Source organism: Aquimonas voraii, from assembly GCF_900101825.1.
Taxonomy (GTDB): domain Bacteria; phylum Pseudomonadota; class Gammaproteobacteria; order Xanthomonadales; family Xanthomonadaceae; genus Aquimonas; species Aquimonas voraii.
On the sequence record NZ_FNAG01000002.1, the window covers coordinates 426117 to 445300 of the forward strand.

General features: G+C 68.9%; 17 protein-coding genes and 1 pseudogene. 9 read left to right on the forward strand and 9 right to left on the reverse strand.

What is annotated here, in order from left to right; genetic code table 11:
* The first annotated feature begins 92 nt into the window (after positions 1-92).
* The gene (locus tag BLP83_RS18175) at positions 93-281 is read left to right on the forward strand and encodes a hypothetical protein (RefSeq protein ID WP_143006566.1); all 189 of its coding nucleotides are present in this window, start codon (positions 93-95) and stop codon (positions 279-281) included.
* A 194-nt stretch (positions 282-475) separates the two neighbouring features.
* Here BLP83_RS18175 and BLP83_RS06455 read toward each other — a convergent pair whose 3' ends face one another.
* The 7 genes from BLP83_RS06455 to BLP83_RS06480 form a co-directional block, all read right to left on the reverse strand.
* Positions 476-1183: a hypothetical protein gene (locus BLP83_RS06455; RefSeq protein WP_091240319.1), complete on the reverse strand. Its 708-nt coding sequence runs from the start codon at positions 1181-1183 to the stop codon at positions 476-478.
* Complete coding sequence (locus BLP83_RS18855; protein ID WP_218121207.1) at positions 1168-1500, reverse strand: nuclear transport factor 2 family protein; 333 nt, start codon at positions 1498-1500, stop codon at positions 1168-1170. The genes BLP83_RS06455 and BLP83_RS18855 overlap by 16 nt, the downstream gene beginning before the upstream one ends.
* A 73-nt stretch (positions 1501-1573) precedes the next feature.
* The gene (locus BLP83_RS18860) at positions 1574-2377 is read right to left on the reverse strand and encodes a hypothetical protein (RefSeq protein ID WP_218121208.1); all 804 of its coding nucleotides are present in this window, start codon (positions 2375-2377) and stop codon (positions 1574-1576) included.
* Positions 2378-2475: 98 nt separating this feature from the next.
* Positions 2476-2880, reverse strand: a complete 405-nt coding sequence (locus BLP83_RS06465) for a hypothetical protein (protein WP_091240325.1) — start codon at positions 2878-2880, stop codon at positions 2476-2478.
* Positions 2881-2958: 78 nt separating this feature from the next.
* A complete protein-coding gene (locus BLP83_RS06470) occupies positions 2959-5760 on the reverse strand; it encodes an AAA family ATPase (protein WP_091240328.1) in 2802 nt (933 codons plus the stop codon).
* Positions 5761-5764: 4 nt separating this feature from the next.
* Positions 5765-6550: a hypothetical protein gene (locus BLP83_RS06475; RefSeq protein ID WP_176764036.1), complete on the reverse strand. Its 786-nt coding sequence runs from the start codon at positions 6548-6550 to the stop codon at positions 5765-5767.
* Positions 6550-7845 carry a hypothetical protein gene (locus BLP83_RS06480; RefSeq protein ID WP_091240330.1) on the reverse strand — a complete coding sequence of 432 codons (1296 nt, stop codon included), beginning with the start codon at positions 7843-7845 and terminating at the stop codon, positions 6550-6552. Before BLP83_RS06480 ends, BLP83_RS06475 begins: the two co-directional genes overlap by 1 nt.
* A gap of 143 nt (positions 7846-7988) precedes the next feature.
* Here BLP83_RS06480 and BLP83_RS06485 point away from each other — a divergent pair, with 143 nt between their 5' ends.
* Positions 7989-10475 carry a serine/threonine-protein kinase gene (locus tag BLP83_RS06485; protein ID WP_091240333.1) on the forward strand — a complete coding sequence of 829 codons (2487 nt, stop codon included), beginning with the start codon at positions 7989-7991 and terminating at the stop codon, positions 10473-10475.
* Positions 10476-10482: 7 nt separating this feature from the next.
* Here BLP83_RS06485 and BLP83_RS06490 read toward each other — a convergent pair whose 3' ends face one another.
* A complete protein-coding gene (locus BLP83_RS06490) occupies positions 10483-10860 on the reverse strand; it encodes an Mth938-like domain-containing protein (RefSeq protein ID WP_091240336.1) in 378 nt (125 codons plus the stop codon).
* Between the two features lie 87 nt (positions 10861-10947).
* Positions 10948-11250 carry a ribosome assembly RNA-binding protein YhbY gene (yhbY, locus tag BLP83_RS06495; RefSeq protein WP_091240338.1) on the reverse strand — a complete coding sequence of 101 codons (303 nt, stop codon included), beginning with the start codon at positions 11248-11250 and terminating at the stop codon, positions 10948-10950.
* Between the two features lie 79 nt (positions 11251-11329).
* On the opposite strand from yhbY, the gene rlmE reads away from it, so the two are divergent.
* The 7 genes and pseudogenes from rlmE (at position 11330) to BLP83_RS06530 (ending at position 19162) form a co-directional block, all read left to right on the forward strand.
* Entirely contained in the window at positions 11330-11971 is a 642-nt protein-coding gene (gene rlmE / locus BLP83_RS06500; protein WP_091240899.1) for a 23S rRNA (uridine(2552)-2'-O)-methyltransferase RlmE, read from the forward strand.
* Complete coding sequence (ftsH, locus tag BLP83_RS06505) at positions 11968-13878, forward strand: ATP-dependent zinc metalloprotease FtsH (RefSeq protein ID WP_091240341.1); 1911 nt, start codon at positions 11968-11970, stop codon at positions 13876-13878. Before rlmE ends, ftsH begins: the two co-directional genes overlap by 4 nt.
* 73 nt (positions 13879-13951) lie before the next feature.
* The gene (gene folP, locus BLP83_RS06510; RefSeq protein ID WP_091240342.1) at positions 13952-14854 is read left to right on the forward strand and encodes a dihydropteroate synthase; all 903 of its coding nucleotides are present in this window, start codon (positions 13952-13954) and stop codon (positions 14852-14854) included.
* A 109-nt stretch (positions 14855-14963) separates the two neighbouring features.
* Complete coding sequence (locus BLP83_RS06515) at positions 14964-15644, forward strand: FKBP-type peptidyl-prolyl cis-trans isomerase N-terminal domain-containing protein (RefSeq protein ID WP_176764037.1); 681 nt, start codon at positions 14964-14966, stop codon at positions 15642-15644.
* A 125-nt stretch (positions 15645-15769) separates the two neighbouring features.
* Positions 15770-16595, forward strand: a pseudogene (locus BLP83_RS06520) (NUDIX hydrolase).
* 170 nt (positions 16596-16765) lie between these two features.
* Entirely contained in the window at positions 16766-17617 is an 852-nt protein-coding gene (locus BLP83_RS06525) for a sulfurtransferase (RefSeq protein ID WP_091240347.1), read from the forward strand.
* Between the two features lie 396 nt (positions 17618-18013).
* Positions 18014-19162: an SRPBCC family protein gene (locus BLP83_RS06530; RefSeq protein ID WP_091240350.1), complete on the forward strand. Its 1149-nt coding sequence runs from the start codon at positions 18014-18016 to the stop codon at positions 19160-19162.
* Positions 19163-19184: the final 22 nt, after the last annotated feature.

Below are 19184 nucleotides of genomic sequence, written 5' to 3' on the forward strand. Positions count from 1 at the left end.
CCACGGCGAGGCTCGAGTCCGGTGCTCGTGGTCGGGTTCGGTGGGCCAGGGCCCACCCCATGGACGTTCCTGCCTGAGGCGAGGCGGCGCGCATGGTAGCCATGACTCTCACGGCGGTGATGCAGCGGCTGCCGGCGGCCCTCAAGACCCGCGATCGGATATCCACACCGCCTGTGGATAAGTGTGTGCATGGGTTTGGGGAGCGGCTGCGCAAAGCCCCGCGCATCAAGGGCTTGCTGGACTCTGGTGAAAATCTGACCAAAGCGGGATTCGATAGTTGAATCAATTGCTTACGTGGTTATCTTGAAGTCGGCTGAGATCCCCGATTCCGGAAACTGTCGCTTGACAGAGCGGCGATTTGCGCTGTGCACAACCTGCGGCCCGGTCCATCGCCCGCGGCCCTTTGAGGAGCGGCGACGCCTGGGTCTGTCAAGCACTTCCTAGGCGAGTTTCCTGGTGCGGCGTGCGCGACGGTCTAGCGGGGCCGCGTCGCGAACTGCCGCCGGTGGAACACCAGCCATAGATAGGCGATGGCCAGAAGCGGCGAGGCCACGAAGGAGAAGAGCGAGAGCAGGACCACCACGCCATACGCGGCGTCATTGGCGCTCTGGTCCTCCGCACGGATGCCGCTCATCAGGTTGAACACCACGTGTTCGAGATTGAGCAGGGCGAGTGAGACGACGATGAGGGCCAGCGGCAGCAGGCAGGCGACGATCGCTTCCCACGCCTGCAGCCCGGCATCGCGCTTCAGGAACACCAGCAGCAGGGCCACCCGCCAGCTGGCGACGATGCCGAGGAACCAGGCATTGGTGGCCAGTGCGGCTTCGCCGCTCATGAAGCGTTCGACCGGAATCGCGTAAAGCAGCGCGGGCGGCGAGGTCAGGCAGACGAACAGCAGCACGTTGCGATAGCTCCAGCGCCGCGCGCGCAGCGGCAGGATCAGCAGCCACAGCAGCAGGGCCAGCGAGAACACATAAGCCACCGAGCCCAGCCCGGCGAGCTGCCACAGCTCGGCGCGCGGGTTGTCCCTGTAGCGGCCGATGCCGGCCAGCCAGCTCATGGCCAGCCCGAAGCCCAGATAGGCTCCGGCATGCGAGCGCACGCCCGGGCCCATGCGCCGGAACGTCAGCAGGCGGCCGACGTCGCGCGGCAGCTCCGTCCACAGGTTCAGCTGTGGAACCACACGCAGCGGATCAGGCCGCCGCTGATGCGATACACCGCAACGACCTCGAAGGGCTGCTCGCGCAGGCCGCTGACGCGCTCATGGTCGACCACGGTGTCGCCGACGGCGATGCGGTTGACCAGCTCGGCGTGCAGGGCCGGCAGGTGGAAGCGCTCGTTGGCGTAGAACTCACCGAGCGCCGCCCGACCACGCAGGCTGGGCTCCGCGGCCGGCATGCGCCAAACCTCGACATCCTCGGCGTAGACCTCCAGAAAGCGCTGCAGGTCGTGGGCGTTGTAGGCATCGAGCTGGTGCTGGGCGACTTCGATCGGGCTCACGTGCGGTTCTCGTTCGGGCTGGCGCCCGCAATCTGCCACAGAGCAGGGCGTGCGGGCAGGGGCCGGGTTCGCCTCAGCAGGTGCAGATCGAAGGCGTCGAGCCCACTGACCGCAGGATCGCGTTGAACACCTCGACCGTGAAACGCCCGCGGTTGAAGGCCACGTCGAACAGGGGCACGGACACGACGCCGATCCAGACCACATAGCCGAAGCCGACGTAGTCACTGAACAGGATGGTGCGCAGCCAGTCCTGACCGAAGAGATAGAAGCCGGCGACGATCACGGTGGCGGTCAGGATCAGCAGCGCGCTCGGCAACAGGAGTGGGCCGGCCCGTCTGCGCAGTGCGGCGGTCAGTCCTACCGCAAGCAGCACCAGCGCGTTGGCGCCGGTGAAGATGCGGAACTCGCGATGCAGCGTGTCGGCGAGATCCCGGTATTGCGACTGCAGAAAGCCCTTCAGCCGTTCACTCGCGTGCTCGAGGTTGGCGATCTCCAGTCGTGCGCCTCGGGTCGAGCTGATGCGCAGTCTCTGGCGGCAATCGCAGTCGGGCCGCAGCATGTCGTTGATGACGGCATCGATGCGCTGTGGCAGGCCCGAGGCGATATCGGCCTTCAGTTGGGCGATGCGTTCGGACTGACTCGCAAGCATGCGTTCGGCCACACGGCCGAGGCCTGTGTCCCGCATCCGCTCGATGCCCGCATCTGCGCGCGCACGCAGTTCACTGGCCACAACCTGTCTGAGCGCGGATTCGAGTTGGATCGGCGCCAGCCACGAGACGAGGAAGGCGAGGCCGAACAGCAGCGCCGCGCCAAAGCCCAGGACCTTCAGAAAGCCGCTGTAGCGATGCGGATCCAGAATCGACTCGGTCGACGACATGGCGGCCTTGATGCGTTGAGGAACTGCAAAAGCTACGGAGCGCGGCGGGCTGTTCGGACGCACGCATTCGCAGCGCGAGACCGGTCCCAGGGGCCGACTTATGCCTTTGCCAGTCGCTGCCGGGCTTCCGCCGCCGCGAAGCCCGCCAGCGGGAGGCAGATCGCGGTCAGCGCCATGAACCAGGAGGGGTGCGGAATCATCGCGAAGTTGGCGATGGCACCCAGCAGAACGACTGCCGCGATCACGCCGGCGTAGAGGCGCGGGCGGCGGCCGGCGAGGGTTGCCGCGAGCAGACCGCCCGCAAAGACGCCCAGCAGCCAGGCCAACAGGACGAACAGGAGCGCACCGACCGGCATCGACGACACATGCGCCGCGAGCGCCTGCAGATCGTCCGCCTTCAATCCCGCCGGCGGAGGGTACAGTCGATGGCCCACCCATTCGACGCCGGCGATGATCAGGCCGGCGGCGATGACTCCCGCCACGGTGGCGCCGCCGCCCCGCAAAAAGCTCCGAACAATCTCTCCCCGAGTGCGAGCCATCCGGCTTCTCCTGGCCGACGCGCGAAATGCGGCCTTGGAATGCTACGCCGCCGCCTCGCTGTCGTCAGCCCGCCGCAGCACTGCCACCGGCTGCGCCCAGGGGCTGCCGGGCCGGCGCTTGCTGGTGACGAGCGTGAGCTCGGAAGGCTGGAAGACGTTGATGTTGTGAGTCACCGGCGTGGTCAGCACGTACTGCGCGCGGGTGGCCTTCAAGAACGCGCTGACCTTGTCGATGTTGAAGATGTCGAGGTGGGCGAAGGGCTCGTCGATGAAGACGAAGCCGCCGGGGCGGTGCTCGTCGCGCATCAGGGCCACCAGCAGCAGCAGGGATTTCATGACCTGCTGGCCGCCCGAGGCTTCGCCGTCGTCCATGCCGATCCAGCCCTTCTTGTCGAACTCGAAGCGCACGATCAGGCCGGACTGCGCCAGAGCGAGGTCATCGCGGCCGAACTCGGGCAGGTCGACTTCGACGCCAATGCCCGCCAGCTCCGCCAGGTGCCGCAGGTTGCGGGCGTACTGGCGCAGGGTCGCGCGCAGCACGCTCAAGTACGCGCCGCGCGCTTCCTCGGTGCTCTTGCGTGCGCGCTCGGCGTGCGCGCCGCGGCGTTCGAGGTCGGTTTTCAGCGCCAGATGGTCGTCGGCCAGCTTGTCGCGCAGGCCGAGCACGTTGTCGTCGGTTTCCCAGTGGCCCTCGCGCAGGCGTGCCTCCAGGCGATCGACCTCGCGGCGCACCGCCTGCGGCGTTTCGTAGGCTTCGCGCAGCTCTGCGAGTGCAGCGACCGTGCGCTTCTCGAACGGAATGCCGGCGCGCTTCTTGCGGAAGGCCAAGAGCCGCTGCAGCTGCTCCTGACGCGCGCCCAGCAGGCTGCGCTCGGCCTCGCTGCGCTGGCGTTCTTCCTGCTTGAGCTCGCCATCGAGGCGGTCGCGCTCGCGCGAGTTCTGCTGGCGGCGCTGCTGCGCTTCGGTGAAGGCCGATTCGGCGGCGGCGAAGGTCTCCGCAGCGCGCAGCACCGCGGCTTCCAGCAGCTCGCGCTGGCTTTCGGCCTCGGCGAACTCTTCGGCGCGCGCGGTAAGCTGGGCGCCCGCCTGGCTGCCTTTCAACTGGGCTTCGATCTCGTTGATGCGCTGGCTGAGCATGCGCCGCTCGTCGACCAGCGCCAGCAGGCGCGATTCGAGTTCCGCCAGACGCGATTCGCCCTCGCGCAGCTGGCGCTCGCGCGCGGCGGTGCCGAAGTAGCTGTCGTCGACACCGAGGTGGCGTCCGCCGCGGCGTTCCTTGTAGTAGCCGGCCGGCGTGATCCACTCCTGCTCGCGCGGCAGATGCGCGCCGTGTTTGACCTCATCCACGCGCTGGATGCGCTCCAGCTGGCGCGGCAGCCATTCGGGGGGCGGGGCGGTGAACTCGACCACGTCCAGCAGGCTGCCGGGCGAGGCCTTGCCGACCGGCGCGCGGTCGGCGACCACGAAATGCTTGTAGCGCAGGCGCTCACCGATGGCCCAGGCGGCTTCGCGGTCCTTGGCGTCTTCCAGCAGCACCACGTGGCGATAGCCGGCCAGCACGCCCTCGACCGCGGCCTGCCAGGTGGAATCCGTGATCTCGACGATCTCGCTGAGCATGCGGTGGGCGATGCCGGCGCGATCGAGTTCGGCGCGGAACTGGCTCTCGAATTCCGGCACGTAGCGACGGCCGCTGCGCCAGGCCTGCAGGCGGCTCTTCAGCGATTCGAGTTCGCGATGGGTCGACTGCTCCTCGCTGCCCAGCGCTCCAGCCTTGGCGCGCAGGCTTTGCGCTTCTTCGCTGAGCGCGCGCACATCGACCTGGTCCTGCGTTTCCAGCTGCGCATTGAGGCGATCGCGCTGCTGCAGCACCACCGAGTTGGCGGTATGCGCGGCACGCGCGCGCTCCAGCGCCTTCATCGCCGCCTGGCGGGCTTCCTCGGCCGCGCCCTGTTCGGCGCGCAGGCGCAGCTCGCCCTCGTCGCATTCGGCGATCAGGTGCACCAATTCGCTGCGCTCGGCCAGCAGTTCGCGCGCCTTGCGACGCTGCACCGCCAGTTGCGGCCGCGCGTTGCGGATCGCCGCCAGCTGCTCGGCCAGCTCGACCCGCGGCAGCACGTCGATCATCAGGTCCTGGCGCTCGCGCTTCAGCGCCTGCCACTCGCCGTAGGCGCGTGCGCGGCCCTCCGCCGCCTGCAGGCTGACGCCGAGCAGGTTGAGCTGGTGATTGAGCGAGGCCAATTCGCGCTCGGCTTCTTCCTGCTCGTTGCGGGCGCGCTGGTAGTCGTCCAGCGTGGCCTTGTCGCCGAACACGTCGAACACGAGATCGAGGAGGGCGCGCGGCGAGAGCTGGCAGAGCTTGTCGGTCGCGCCCTGTTCCAGCGTCAGCACGCGGCGGATCGCGCCCGAGAGGCCGGCCGCTTCGAGGCGGATGCGGTAGTCGCGCAGTCCGATCCACTCGCCGCGCTGATCGGCCTCCTCGATGCTGGCCGAGCCCGCGAGGATGGCGAACTGCCGGGTCCACTCGCCGCCCTTCTTCTGTATGCGGCAGAACAGGGTGGCCTGTCCGTCCATGATCGGGAAGAACGGCCGCGCGCCGGTCGGCCCCGGCGTGTTGCCGACCACCGCGCGCAGCCAGGCGAAGGGCTTGCCGTTGTGGCGCAGATAGCTCTTGAAGTCGCGGTTGCCGGCGCAGTCGATGGTCAGCAGGGTGCGCAGGGCATCGAGCAGGGTGGTCTTGCCCGAGCCGTTGGGGCCGACGACGGTGATGATGTGGGCGTCCATCGGCAGGCTGAAGCGCTCCCAGTAGTCCCAGTGGACGACTTCGAGCTCGCGGAATTCGAACATGGCCTCAGGCTCCCTGCGGGCTGCTGTCGGTGCCGGCGTCCATCGCCAGCGGCGCGTCCCACGCGGTCTCGTCGGTGTCCGACTCGGGCAGCGTGCTGTCCTCCTCTTCGGCGGAGGGCAGCGGCGCCTCCGCGAGGCGGATCGCGCGCTCGGCGCGCGCGGCCGGACTCAGGATGTCGGACAGTGCACCATCGAGGATGCGCCGGCTGGTGCGCTCGTAGTCGAAGGCCAGATCGAGCAGCGGGCCTTCGCTGAGCTCACCGGCGCGGCGCTGGATGAAGCCGTGGCGCGCCAGCACGCCCAGGTTGACGTTGACCGCCATCTTGCCGCCCAGCTTGTCGGCGAAGTCGGCGATCAGGGTGCGTTCGCTCAAGGTCGGCGACACGCCGGCGTGCACCGGGATGGGCTTTTCTTCGGCGAACATCTGCGCCTGCTGGGCGCTGGCGGAGTCCGCGTCCTGCCGCTCCACCTGACGTTGGCGCTTGGGCAGGATGATCAGCGCCCACAGCACCACCAGCAGGGCCATCGCGTTGCGATCCAGCTGCAGCTGGTTGGACAGCCAGCCCTGATCCTGGGCGAAGATCGCTTTCTCCTGCGCACGTGCCAGCGCCACGCCGATGTGGGCGGCATAGGGATGCTCGCGCAGCACCAGGCCAGCGGCTTCGAGGCGCTTGTCGAGATCGGCCCGGAAGGGCTCGTCCAAGAGGGCGCGGCGCGCCAGTTCGTCTTCGCGTGGCAGCCAGCGCTGGGCCAACAGACGCGCGATCAGGGTGGCGACAGGGTCCTGCATCATTCCTCCGCGGGGGCCGCGAGCGGCCGCACGTCGCCCGCGCTCATCAGCGCGATGCCGCCGCGCCCGCGCAGGTCGATCTTGTCGTTGCTGAAAGTGACGCGCAGCGAAAGCCGCGCGATGTCCGCCGCCGGGCCGTCGAGCGCGGCCGACTCCGGATCGCCGAGCAGGCCGAGCAGGGACAGGCGATAGGCGCTGGCGGCGTAGTCCTCGCTGGGCACCAGCTTCGACAGCGCGGTCTCGCGCCGCACTTCGCCGAGCTCATCGCGCCAGCGCTGCAGGCGGCTGGTGTCTTCGGTTTCGATGGGCAGCGCATCCGTGCGCGGCGCCTTGGCGCCATCGGGCAGGGCCGAAACCTGCTGTGCCGCGCGCTCGCGGTCGACCAGCTCGAACTCGGCCACGTCCAGCGCGATCTGGTCCTGGATGAACGCCGGCCGCGGTGGCGCGATCCACAGTTCTTCGGCGAACTCGGCCAGACGCTCGGCGCTCTGCTCGCGAAGCCAGCCCACCAGGTCGGACGAGGACAGGCCCGACTGGCCCAGATGGATGCGGTCGCGGTCGATCTGGTTCAGCGCCCGGGCGAACACGCTGGCCTGGCGCAGCAGGGCCGACTGCGCGCGGCCCACCGCTTGCGCCAGGCGATGGGTGCTGGGGTCGAGATCAAGGTCGGGATCCGCGGTGATCTTGCGCACCACGTCCGTGCCGCGCTCGACCCACTGCCAGACCTGGTCGAGTCGGGCAGAAGCCGCGCGGATGCGGTACTCCGAGCCCGAGAGTACGGCGCGGTCGAAGTCGTCGCGCAGCTCGGTGAGGCGCGAGAGCAGATGCGAGAGTTCGTCCGAAGGCACCACGCCGACCGCCTGGCTGGCGGCGATCTGCGCGGTGAGGTAGCCCACGCCGTCATGGTCGAAGGCCTCGAACTCCAGCAGGGTCGACAGCGCGGCCAGCGTCTTGCGGCCGAGCGGGCTGACCCGGTAGCGCTGGATCTCGGCCTCCCAGACCACCAGCTCGTGGTCCTTGAGTCTGCCAAGAATGGTGTCGAGCTTGACCGGATCGAGGTAGCACAGCCGTTCGCGCACTTCGGCCGGGCTGATGTCGGGCGGGTCGATGCGCGCGCCGAGCGTGCGCAGCACCAGCAGCCGGGCCAACACACCGCCCTCGCCGCCGTGGAACAGTGCCGAAAAGGCGCGCAACAGCTCGCGGCCGCGCAGCAACAGGGCCAGCCCCGGCAACTCGTCGGCGCTGAAGCCGGGAGCCAGGAAGTCGTTGAGGCGATCGTCGGGGGAGTCGGTCACGGGAAGCAGGAGGCCGCCGGCGGGCGCGGCGGCGTAGGGTGGTGCAAAGTCCGGTGGGCTGCAAGCCGCCTTGCCGCGGTCGAACGTGGCAGGGGAGTTGCTATGCTGTCGGTCGTTTACCCACGTGCCCCGGCCTGCCCTTTGTGATCGAGATCCCCGGCTACCGCATCGACCGCCCCATCGGGCGCGGCGGCATGTCGACGGTCTATCTGGCCCTTCAGGAATCGGTGCAGCGCGAAGTCGCGCTGAAGATCATGTCGGGCGCGCTGCTGGGCGACGAGGAGTTCGGCGAGCGCTTCCTGCGCGAGGCGCGCATCGCCGCCAGCCTGCGACATCCGAACGTGGTCCATGTCTACGATGTGGCCCAGCACGGCGACCAGCACTACATGGCGATGGAACACCTGCCTGGCGGGCCGGTGATCGCTCGCCGTGGCCCGCGGCGTGACTTCATCTTTGCCCTGCGGGCAGTGCGCGAGATCGCCAGCGCGCTCGACTACGCGCACAAGCGCGGCGTGGTGCATCGGGACATCAAGCCCGACAACATTCTGCTGCGCGAAGACGGCAGTGCGGTGCTGACGGATTTCGGCATCGCCCGTGCAGGTGACTCGATGCGCATGACGCGCACGGGCGCGATCATCGGCACGCCCCACTACATGAGCCCCGAACAGGCTCGCGGCCAGCCGCTGGACGGGCGCGCCGATCTCTACAGCCTCGGCGTGGTGTTCTACCAGCTGCTGATGGGCGAGGTGCCCTACCAGGCCGAGGATTCGGTGGCGGTCGGCATCATGCACATCACTGCGCCGCTGCCCCGCCTGCCGGCGTCGCTGGCGGAGCTGCAGGCGCTGTTCGATCGCCTGCTGGCCAAGGACCCCGCCCAGCGCTTCCAGACCGGCGCGGAGCTGATCGAAGCCCTGGATGGCATCGCCCATCTTCGACCTGAACTGCCCGACGCCCCGGCACCGCGCGGCCGGCGTCCGCCAGCGGCGGTCGTGGACAGTCCGCCGACCGTGGTCACTCCGCCCGAAGCGCGTGCCGCAAGGGCACCGAAGCCTTCGGATGGTCCTTCGCTGGGGCAGATGGAAGGCATCGTCACCGGCGAGCAGCCACGACGGCGTGAGCTCGCAGCGTCGAAGCCGCGTGCGCGGAGGCCCTGGCCATGGCTGCTGCTCCCGCTCGCGCTGCTGGTGCTGGCATTGGTGTTCGAGACACAGCTGCGTGAGCTCTGGAGCGGCTCGGATCGGGCTGAGCAGCTGACCCGGGCCGAGGCGGCGCTGGCCGCCGGCCGGCTGCAGGACGATGCCGAAGGACCGGGCGCACGCAGCCTCTACAACGCGATTCTCGCCGCCGAGCCTGATCACGAAGCCGCGCGCGAAGGCCTGCGTCGCGTCGGTCGGGCCCATCTGGAGGCCGCGCGCGGGCTGCTTGAGCGCAGCGACCTCTTGGCCGCGCAGCGCGAGCTGGAGCTGGCGCGCGCCCTCGGCGCGGGCAGTGCGGACATCGCCGCGCTCAGTCGACAGATCGAGGAAAGCCAGGGGCGGAGCGCAGGCGAGCAGGAACTTTCGCGACGCATCGAAGCCGCCGCCGCCGCGCTCGCCGCAGGCTTGATCGAAGAGCCTGGCGTCGGCGCGATCGCGCTCTACCAGCAGGCGCTGGCCCTGGCCCCGGACAATCCGGTGGCGCGCGCGGGCCTGCGCGCAGCGCTTGCGCCGCTGATCGCTTCGGCGCGCAGCGACATCGAGACTGCGGCTTTTGATGCGGCTGAACAGCGCCTTGCGATCGTTTCGCAAGCCGATCCCGGCCATCTCGATCTGCCCGAGCTGCGGGCGGCACTCGCCGAGTCTCGCAAGGGGCGAGCCGAACGCATCGCGGCGCTGCTGCAGCAGGCGCGTGAGCGGACCGCGCGTGGGCAGTTGACCACGCCGGTGGGGCGCAGCGCGCAGGACGCCTATCGCGAAGCGCTGGCCCTCGATCCGGCTCTGGCCGAGGCCAGCGAGGGGCTGCGTCGTCTGGGGCGCGAGCTGCTGCGGCGGGCCGAGGCGGCGAGCGCGGATTTCGATTTCGAGGCGGCCGAGTCGGCGCTGGATGCCGCTGCTCTGTTGGATCCGCCCCCAGCAGGACTTCCGCGCGCGCGCGAGCGCATGGAGGCGGCCCGACAGAGCTATGCGAGGGTGGCCGAGGGGCGCGGAGCGGATCCCTCGCGCGTGGACGCGCTGATCGCCGAGGCGGAGGTCGCCATTGCGCAAGGCCGCCTCCTGCAGCCGCCTGGCGAGAGCGCCTACGACAGCCTGCGCGCGGCCCTGGCCCTGGCCCCGTCGGATGCGCGCGCGCGCGCACTGCTGCAGGGCTTGCCCGCGCAGGCGCGGCAGCGTTTCGATGCGGCGCTGGCTGCCAGTAGACCCAATGACGCCCTGCGCTATCTCGAAGGTCTGCAGGTGGTGGCGCCGACTTCTGCCGAGCTGCCCCTGATGCGGCAGCGTCTGGCGGTCGCCTACCTGGGGCTTGCGAACGAGCGCCTCGGCCGCGGCGAGCTGGCTTCGGCGCGACAGGCCTTGGAACGCGCGGCGGAGCTGGAGCCGAACCACATCGAGATTCCCGCGCTGCGCGCGCGGCTGGAGCAGGCCGGCGGCTGATCCGCGCTCACGCCTTCGGAAGCAGGAACAGACCGGCGACGCGGCGGCCTTCCAGCGCCAGCAGATTGTAGGTGCGCGCGGCCGCGGCGTTGTCCATGGCCTCGATGCCGACCCCGCGACTGAGGAAGGCCGCCATCAGGCGCTGCGGCGGAAACACCTGGCGCTCACCGGTGCCGAGGATCAGCACCTGCGGTGCGAGGTCCAGGATGCGCTGGACGAGGGCGTCATCGATGGCGTCCGGCGAGTGCACGTCGAGGTCGCGGTGCACCTGCTCAGGCATCAGCAGCAGGCTGGCCCGGAACTCAGCGTCATCGATGCGGATGGCGTCCGCAGAAACCCAGCGGATGGTGTAGAGGCCTTCCTGGCGGTCTTCGGCGAGGGGCATGTGGCGCTCGCGGGGCGTCGATGGCTACGGGGCTGCGCATCCCAACACGGTGCGCGTGCAGGCGCGGTCGGGGCAAGCAGACCGGCGTCAGCGCGGCAGGCTGATCTGCGGGCGCTCCTTGGAGCGGCGGAACAGCGTCGCGATATTGCCGATGCGCTGCACGAGGTTGGCCTTCGAGCGCAGCACCAGCTCGGCGACGATCTCGTCGCGGGCGTCCCGGTCCTCGGCGGCGATCTTGACCTTGACCAGCTCGTGGTGCTCCAGCGCAAGATCCAGCTCCGCCAGCACGGCCTCCGTCAGGCCCTTGCCGCCGATCATGATGACCGGCTTCAATCCGTGGGAGAGTCCGCGCAAGTAGCGCTGCTGGGCGTTGCTGAGCTGCTGGAACATGGTCGGGCATCGGGTAAAGGCCGCTCAGGGTATCATGCAGCCTTTACAGCGAACCGCCCGTCGATTGGGCCCGGCCTCGATGAATCGCAGCAAGAGCAGCCGGCGCTGGCTGGCCGAACACTTCGCCGACCCCTACGTCAAGCGCGCCCAGAGCGAGGGCATGCGCTCGCGCGCGGTCTACAAGCTCGAGGAGCTGCTCGAGCGTGACCAGCTGCTCAGGCCCGGCATGGTGGTGGTGGATCTGGGCGCCGCGCCCGGCGGCTGGTCGCAGCTGGTCCGCCGCGAGCTGGGTGATACCGGCCGGGTGATTGCGCTGGACATCCTCGACATGCCCTCGCTGGCCGGCGTCGAGTTCATTCACGGCGATTTCAGAGAGCCGGAGCCACTGTCCCGGCTCGAAGCCGCGCTGGGCGGGCAGTTGGCGGACCTTGTGCTCTCCGACATGGCGCCCAATATGAGCGGTGTCGCCGCGGTCGACCAGCCGCGCAGCCTGCACCTCTGCGAACTCGCTCTGGAGTTCGCCGACCAGCACCTGCGCAGCGGTGGTACCTTGCTGATCAAAGTGTTCCAGGGGCAGGGCTCCGACGCGTTCTTGAAGGAGCTGCGCCAGCGCTACGCGAAGGTGCAGATCCGCAAACCCAAGGCGTCCCGCAACCGCTCCCCCGAGGTGTATGCGCTCGCCACCGGCAAACGGAGCGGCGCCAAAGAGGCCAAAGAATGAACGACCTTGCCAAGAATCTGCTGCTCTGGGTGGTGATCGCCGTCGTGCTGATGGCGGTGTTCCAGAGCTTCACTCCGCGCACCGGCGGCAACGAGGCGGTCAGCTACGACCGTTTCATCCAGCAGGTCGAGAACGGCGAGATCGCGAAAGCCATCCGTGGCGAGGATCGGGTGACCATCCACGTCGAGCGCAAGGACGGTTCGCGCTTTACGACCTTCGACCCGGGCGATGCCTATTTCGTCTCCGACATGATCAAGTACGGCGTCGAGACCCGCGGCACGCCGCCGTCCGGCCCGGGCCTGGGAACGGTGCTGCTGTCGATCCTGCCCTACATCATTTTCATCGGCATCTTCATCTTCTTCATGCGCCAGCTTCAGGCTGGCTCCGGCGGCCGTGGCGCCATGAGCTTCGGCCGCTCGCGCGCCAAGCTGCAGGGCGAGGACCAGGTCAAGATCACCTTCGCCGACGTCGCCGGCTGCGATGAGGCCAAGGAGGAAGTGTCCGAGCTGGTCGAGTTCCTGCGCGACCCCGGCAAGTTCCAGAAGCTGGGCGGCCACATTCCGCGCGGCGTGCTGATGGTCGGCTCGCCCGGCACCGGCAAGACCCTGCTCGCGAAGGCGATCGCCGGCGAGGCCAAGGTGCCTTTCTTCTCGATCTCGGGCTCGGACTTCGTCGAGATGTTCGTCGGCGTGGGCGCGTCCCGCGTGCGCGACATGTTCGATCAGGCCAAGAAACACGCGCCCTGCATCATCTTCATCGATGAGATCGACGCCGTTGGCCGCCACCGCGGTGCTGGCTTGGGCGGTGGACACGACGAGCGCGAGCAGACCCTCAACCAGCTGCTGGTGGAGATGGACGGCTTCGAGGGCAGCGAGGGCATCATCGTCATCGCCGCCACCAACCGCCCCGACGTGCTTGACCCCGCCCTGCTGCGCCCGGGCCGCTTCGACCGGCAGGTGGTGGTGCCGCTGCCCGATGTGCGCGGCCGCGAGCAGATCTTGAAAGTGCATATGCGCAAGGTGCCGGCTGCGGCTGACGTCGATCCTTCGGTGGTCGCGCGCGGCACGCCCGGCTTCTCCGGTGCCGATCTCGCCAATCTGGTCAACGAGGCGGCCCTGTTCGCTGCCCGCGAGAACGCCCGCGAAGTGCGCATGACCCACTTCGACAAGGCACGCGACAAGATCCTTATGGGTGCCGAGCGCCGCTCGATGGCGATGAGCGAGGCCGAGAAGAAGCTCACCGCCTACCACGAGGCCGGACACGCAATCGTGGGCCGCGTCGTGCCCGAGCACGACCCGGTCTACAAGGTCACGATCATTCCCCGCGGTCGCGCGCTGGGCGTGACCATGTATCTGCCCGAGCAGGACCGCTACAGCTACAACCGCGTGGCGATCGAGAGCCAGCTCTGTTCGCTCTACGGTGGGCGCGTGGCCGAGGAGCTGATCTTCGGCGCCGACAAGGTCACCACCGGTGCGTCCAACGACATCGAGCGCGCCACCAAGATGGCCCGCAACATGGTCACCAAGTGGGGCCTGTCGGACGAGCTGGGTCCCGTGGCCTATGGCGAGCAGGAGGACGAGGTCTTCCTGGGGCGCTCCGTGACCCAGCACAAGAACGTGTCCGACGACACCGCGCGCAAGATCGACGAAGTGGTGCGCGGCATCCTGGATCGCGCCTACGACCGCACGCGACAGATCCTCACCGAGAACATCGACAAGCTGCATGTGATGGCGGATGCCCTGCTGACCTACGAGACCATCGACGCCAAGCAGATCGACGCCATCATGGAAGGCCGCCAGCCCCCGCCGCCCAGCGACTGGTCGAAGTCGGACGCCTCCAGCACGCCGCCCCGCGACAGTTCGGGTCCCGCCGCCGGCACGCTTGGCGGGCCTGCTGCGCAGACCTGAGTTGCCGCCGCACACCTGACGAACGCCCGCGTCCGCGCGGGCGTTCGCGTTTCCGGTCCACGAGGATCCGTGCATGTTCGAAAGCGTTGACTTGATTCCCCGGCTCGATTGCGGTGGCCGAGCGCTGCTGCTGGATCGCCCGCGCATCATGGGCGTGCTGAACCTCACACCGGACTCCTTCTCCGACGGCGGTCGCCTGGGCGATATGGACAGCGCCCTGCGTGCCGCGCTGCGCATGGTGGAGGAGGGCGCTGACATCATCGACGTCGGCGGCGAGTCCACCCGTCCCGGTGCCGCCCCGGTTGGCGTGCAGGAGGAAATCGACCGCGTCCTGCCCCTCATCGAACGCTTGACCGCCGAGAGCTCCGTGCCGATTTCGATCGATACCTCTAAGCCGGAGGTCATGCGTGCCGCGGTGGCTGCGGGCGCGGGCCTGATCAACGACGTCTGGGCCTTGCGCCGCGAGGGCGCGCTCGTCGCGGCGGCGGAGCTGGGCGTGCCGGTCTGCCTGATGCACATGCAGGGCGAGCCCGGCAGCATGCAGACCGATCCCCAGTACACCGACGTGGTGTCCGAGGTGCAACGCTTTCTCGCCGATCGCGTGTTCGCCTGCGAGCTCGCAGGCATCCCGCGTGCCCGCCTGCTGGTCGATCCCGGGTTCGGCTTCGGCAAGACGCTGCCGCACAACGTCGAACTCCTGTCGGCGCTGTCGACGCTGGGCTCGGGTCTGCCGCCCTTGCTGGTCGGTGTGTCGCGCAAGTCGATGATCGGTGCGATCACCGGTCGGCGGCTGGAGGAACGCACGGTCGGCTCGGTGGTGGCAGCGGTGCTGGCGGCACAGCGCGGGGCTGCAATCCTCAGGGTCCACGACGTCGCCGCCACCCGCGATGGACTGGCGGTGCTGGCCGCGCTGCCGGAGCGAACTTCGCCGGCCCGAGCGCAGTCGAAGGCGCCGCGCTGGGGCGATGAGGATTGAACAGGCAACTCCCCGCCGCACCCCGAATGGCAGACCCCGTCACACCCGGGTATGCTTGTGCGCTTTCCGCCGCAGCCAAGGGGCTGGCGGTTCACCCAGGAGGTTCTGCATGAAGTTGCGCTGGTTGGTCGTGTCCGTGGCTGTGTTTGGCATGGGTGCCGTGCAGGCACAGGACACCTCCTCGGAGAAGGGCAAGCTGAGCTACGCGATCGGTTACCAGCTGGGTCGCGAGATGGCCGAACGTGGTGTCGACCTTGATGTGGCGACTGTCGTCCGCGGCGTGCAGGAAGGTTTCGCCAAGCGTGATCCGAGCGTGCCGCCCGAGGAAATGCGTGCAGCCGTCGAGAAGATGCAGGCACAAATGCTTGAGCAGGCCCGCGCCGAGTTCGAGCGCGTGGCGGCCGAGAACAAGGCCAAGAGCGAGCAGTTCCTGAGCCAGAACCGCGCCAAGCAGGGCATCCAGAATCTCGCCTCGGGCATCCAGTACCGGGTCATCGAGCAGGGCACCGGCGCGCAGCCGACCGCGGCCAGCGAAGTGCAGATCCACTTCCGCGGCTCGCTGTCCACCGGCCAGGAGTTCGCCAGCACCTACACCGGCAACGAGCCGGTGACGATGAAGGTCTCCGAGGCCCCACTCCCCGGCCTGCGTGAAGTGCTGCCGATGATGAAGGTCGGCTCACGCTGGGAAGTGTTCCTGCCGCCGGACCAGGGCTATGGCGACAACCCGCGTTCGCCGGTCGGCCCGGGCCAGGCGGTCGTGTTCGACGTCAAGCTGGTCAGCATCAAGTAAGCGGCTGCGCCGCGGCCTGCCTTCGGGCAGCAGCCGCGGCGGTTTCCGCCATCGACGGGGGAGCGCCGGGGACACCCGCGCTCCCTCGCGCTTTTGCGGCACCGGCGGGTGCCGCTCACGCCTGCATCGAGCCTCCCGTGAGTTCCAGTTTTCCACCCGTCCTGAGCCCCTGCATCGGTGTCTGCGAGCTAGGCCCCGATGGCCTGTGCGCGGGCTGCCATCGCACCACGGCCGAGATTGCCGGCTGGCTGTCCTTCAGCCCAGCCCAGCGGCAGTACCTGATGGATGTCGCCCTGCCGGAGCGCGCGGAACGCGGCGGCCGTGTCTGAGTGGGGCGCGCCCGCGGACCGTCTGGATGCGCGGATCGTGCGCGCTCTGTATGGGCTCTCGACTCCGCCCACCGCGGTGCCGCGCATCCCCGAGGATCTGCGTGACCTGATTCCGCCGCTGGAGCGCCTGCGGCCCGCGGCCGTATTGCTGGGGCTGGTTGATCGTGGCGACGGCAGCCGGGTGATCCTGACCCGTCGCACCGAGGCGCTGGCCCATCATCCGGGGCAGGTTGCATTCCCCGGTGGACGCCAGGATCCGCGTGACCCGGGGCTACTGGAGACAGCGATCCGCGAAGCGCACGAGGAGATCGCCCTCGATCCGGCGCACGTGCAGCCACTCGGCTACATCGATCCCTTGCCGACCTTCACCGGCTTCATGGTCCTGCCGGTGGTGGCGCGCGTGTCGCCGCTGCACGAGTCCCGCCCCGAGCCGGGAGAGGTTGCCGAGGTCTTCGAAGTGCCGCTGGCCTTCCTGATGGACCCCGCCAACCTGCGCATCGAGCGTGCCGAGTTGGCCGGGCGTACGCGCCAGACCTGGCGCTTCGACTACGCCGGGCAGCGCATCTGGGGAGCGACGGCGGCGATGCTGCTCAATCTGCGCGAGCGACTTGCCGGGCTCTGAATCCCTGCGTCCCGTCCCTCTCCAATGCCCTCGCCATGGATCGCCGCGCAGGTCTCGGGCTTTCCCGGAATCGCCCCACATAACCGGAGTTTTCCGCTAGCCCATCCGGGGTTCGGGGCGGTATGGTTCGCGGTCCTGCAACGATGCGGCCGCGCCGGGTCGGCCATGCCATGGATTGGAAAAGTCTCGTCAGCGCCGAGCAACTGCGGGCCGACTTCGACTCCCCGCTGCTGGCGATTGTCGACTGCCGCTTCGACCTGCGCGAGCCCGCTGCCGGCGAGCGCGCCTTCGCGCTCGGGCATATCGCAGGTGCCGTGTACGCGCATTTGGAGCGCGATCTCTCGGACATGTCGAAGACGGGGCGCGGCCGCCATCCCCTGCCCGAAGCCGATCGCTTCTGCGCTGCGCTGGCGCGCTGGGGCATCACGCCGCAGCACCAGGTGGTTGCCTATGACAGCCGCGATGGCGCCATGGCCGCCCGGCTGTGGTGGCTGCTGCGGCTGCTGGGCCATCGCCGCGTCGCCGTGCTGGACGGCGGGCTCGATGCCTGGATGCGGATCGGCGGGCGCATGGAATCAGGCAGTCCGCGCACGCGGACAGGCCAGTACCGTGCGCGATTCGACGTGCGTCAGGTGGTCAGCACCGCCGTGCTGGCGGCCCGTTTGGCGAATGCCGGCACGGTGCTGATCGATGCGCGCGCGCGCGAGCGCTTCCGCGGCGACGTCGAGCCGCTGGATCCGGTCGCGGGGCACATCCCCGGCGCGCGCAATCGCCCCTACATCGAGAATCTCAACAGCGATGGCCTGTTCAAACCCGCGGTCGAACTGCACGCCGAGTTCGAGCGCATGCTCGGCGGTCGCGCGCCGGCCGACGCCGTGCTGATGTGTGGTTCTGGCGTGACCGCTTGCCACAACCTGCTGGCGATGGAGCATGCGGGCCTTGCAGGTGCCAGCGTCTACGCGGGCTCCTGGAGCGAATGGTGCAGCGACCGGCAGCGGCCAGTCGCCAAGGGCGACGACTGAGAGCCTAGAAGTCCATCGGTCCGCCGTCCCTGCCGCTGGATAACTATGGCTGCAGCGCGCCATGCGGAATCTGCGGTCGTTTGGCCTGCGAAACTCGCTCGAATTCACGTGCCGCGCCTTGCCGCAAACGCGCACCGACGCCCCTGCCGAGGCGTCCCGGTTCCTTCAGGCGCTCTGCGCCCTGCTGCGCTGAGGCAAGACTCTGGCAGGCCGCTTCGCCGCGGGGTTTGGCCCGGCTCCGAGGGCCTCCGTGCCCGCATTGCGAAGTCTTGTGGCAGCCTGAACCGCGGCTGGCCGCGCCGGCCTCGTTCGGGCTATTCTTGGCGGCCTTGCATCCGTGTGGAGGGAGTCCGGCACGCCGGCGCCACGATGCAGGTCCATTCCCGGAGACCCTGAATGACCCGTCTGATCGAATTCGTGATCGCGCTGCTGCTGGTCGCAGTGCTGTTCGTGCTGGTTGGTGTGTTCCTGCCCAGCCATCGCTACGTCCGCCACAGCGTCGAGACCAACCGTCCGGTGCGCCTGGTCTATGACCTGCTCAATGGCTTCCAGCGTTTCGACGAGTGGCACCCGAAGCGCATGCACGATCCGACGATCCGCTACACGATGGAAGGCGAGCCTCGCGGCGTTGGCGCCGTGCTGCGCTACGAGAGCGACAATCCCAAGATCGGCAAGGGCTCGCTGACGGTCACCGAATCGGTGCAGGACGAGCGCATCGAGTGGGCGGCCGAGAGCCCGGCCTACGGTACCAACAAGACCTACGTGTTCACCCTGGACGACCGCGGCAAGACCGTCGACATCAACTGGGAATACGACGTCGACTATGGCTGGGATCTGTTCGGCCGCTACGCGGGCCTCTACATCGACCGCACCGTCGGCGACGACATGCGTCTGGGTCTGACCAACCTCACCGGCCTCTTGGCGACGATTCCGAACTTCAACTACGACAACCCGATGGTCGACGTCCAGGAGACCGAGGTCGCTTCGCAGACCGCCCTCGTGCTCGCGACCAGCGCGGATCGCAATATCACCGCCGTCGAAGAAGAGCTCGACGCCTCCATCCGCAAGATCCGCGCGGCCATCGCCAGCAACGGGCTTGAAGAGGCCGGCCCGGCGCGTCTGATCACGGTCGAATTCGCCGACAAGAAGTACACCTTCGAGGTGGCCATCCCGGTGCGCAAGCCTGACCCGGCGGCGCTGGCCTCCGAAGCCACCGCTGAGGCCGAAGCGCCGACGACGGATGCGCCCGCTGCCGAGGCGACCGCCGCCGTCGCGCCTGCCGCCCCGGCCGTCGCCGTCACGCCGCTGGAAGGTTTGAACCTGCCCGAGGGCATCGTTTCCGGCGTGACCTACGGCGGCCGCGTGGTGATGACCGACTACGCCGGCCACCCGGCCTCGTTGCCGCTCATCCGCGACATGCTTCGTGCCTACGCCGCCACCCATGGGCTGGTCGTGCACGATCGTGGCTACGAGGAGTATCTGACCGAGATCTCCGAGACCGCGGCCGAGGACTCGACCTTCAAGGTCTACTGGCCGATCCGCTGAGATCGCAGGGCCGGCCGCAGCC

Excerpts from the sequence above, each read along its gene's own strand:
- BLP83_RS18175 (WP_143006566.1), top strand. The coding sequence starts at position 93 with ATGGTAGCCATGACTCTCACGGCGGTGATGCAGCGGCTGCCGGCGGCC.
- BLP83_RS18860 (WP_218121208.1), bottom strand. The coding sequence starts at position 2,377 with ATGTCGTCGACCGAGTCGATTCTGGATCCGCATCGCTACAGCGGCTTT.
- BLP83_RS06470 (WP_091240328.1), bottom strand. The coding sequence starts at position 5,760 with ATGTTCGAATTCCGCGAGCTCGAAGTCGTCCACTGGGACTACTGGGAG.
- BLP83_RS06475 (WP_176764036.1), bottom strand. The coding sequence starts at position 6,550 with ATGCAGGACCCTGTCGCCACCCTGATCGCGCGTCTGTTGGCCCAGCGC.
- BLP83_RS06490 (WP_091240336.1), bottom strand. The coding sequence starts at position 10,860 with ATGCCCCTCGCCGAAGACCGCCAGGAAGGCCTCTACACCATCCGCTGG.
- yhbY (WP_091240338.1), bottom strand. The coding sequence starts at position 11,250 with ATGTTCCAGCAGCTCAGCAACGCCCAGCAGCGCTACTTGCGCGGACTC.
- rlmE (WP_091240899.1), top strand. The coding sequence starts at position 11,330 with ATGAATCGCAGCAAGAGCAGCCGGCGCTGGCTGGCCGAACACTTCGCC.
- ftsH (WP_091240341.1), top strand. The coding sequence starts at position 11,968 with ATGAACGACCTTGCCAAGAATCTGCTGCTCTGGGTGGTGATCGCCGTC.
- folP (WP_091240342.1), top strand. The coding sequence starts at position 13,952 with ATGTTCGAAAGCGTTGACTTGATTCCCCGGCTCGATTGCGGTGGCCGA.
- BLP83_RS06515 (WP_176764037.1), top strand. The coding sequence starts at position 14,964 with ATGAAGTTGCGCTGGTTGGTCGTGTCCGTGGCTGTGTTTGGCATGGGT.
- BLP83_RS06525 (WP_091240347.1), top strand. The coding sequence starts at position 16,766 with ATGGATTGGAAAAGTCTCGTCAGCGCCGAGCAACTGCGGGCCGACTTC.
- BLP83_RS06530 (WP_091240350.1), top strand. The coding sequence starts at position 18,014 with ATGACCCGTCTGATCGAATTCGTGATCGCGCTGCTGCTGGTCGCAGTG.